We start from the raw sequence: 506 nt of genomic DNA on the forward strand, positions 1-506 counted from the left end.
TTCAGGGTCGCGTCGTCGGCCACCGCCTCGGCGCGCTCGAGCTTGGCCACCAGGCCGATCTCCTTGCCCGCCTCGCCCAGCAGGCGGCGCGCCTCGCGCATGTCCTCGGCATGGCGCGGGAAGGAGACGGCCAGATAGTCGACGCCGATCTCGATGGCGGTCTCGAGGTCGGCCTTGTCCTTGTCGGTCAGCGCCGGGGCCGAGAGCCCGCCGCCCTGCTTGTTGATGCCCTTGTTGTTGGAAAGCCGGCCGCCGTTGACCACGGTGGTGTGAACCTCGGCGCCCTCGATGCGCTCGACGTCGAGCACCAGGCGGCCGTCGTCGAGCAGCAGGCGATCGCCGGGGGCGACGTCGTCGATCAGCTGCTTGTAGTCGCAGCCGACGCGGCTGGCGTCGCCGGCCTCGCCGTCCAGTGCCATGTCGAGGACGAAGGGCTGGCCCGCCTCGAGGGTCACGGCGCCGTCGCGAAAGCGGGCGATGCGGATCTTGGGCCCCTGCAGGTCGCC

1 protein-coding gene is annotated in these 506 nt (G+C 71.3%); it reads right to left on the bottom strand.

All coding sequences use genetic code 11. From position 1 onward, the window contains the following. Nucleotides 1–506: pyruvate kinase (locus tag H1D44_RS20765; RefSeq protein WP_244964861.1), on the bottom strand; the 506-nt coding region annotated here is incomplete at both ends.

This window comes from Billgrantia kenyensis (assembly GCF_013697085.1).
GTDB lineage: Bacteria > Pseudomonadota > Gammaproteobacteria > Pseudomonadales > Halomonadaceae > Halomonas > Halomonas kenyensis.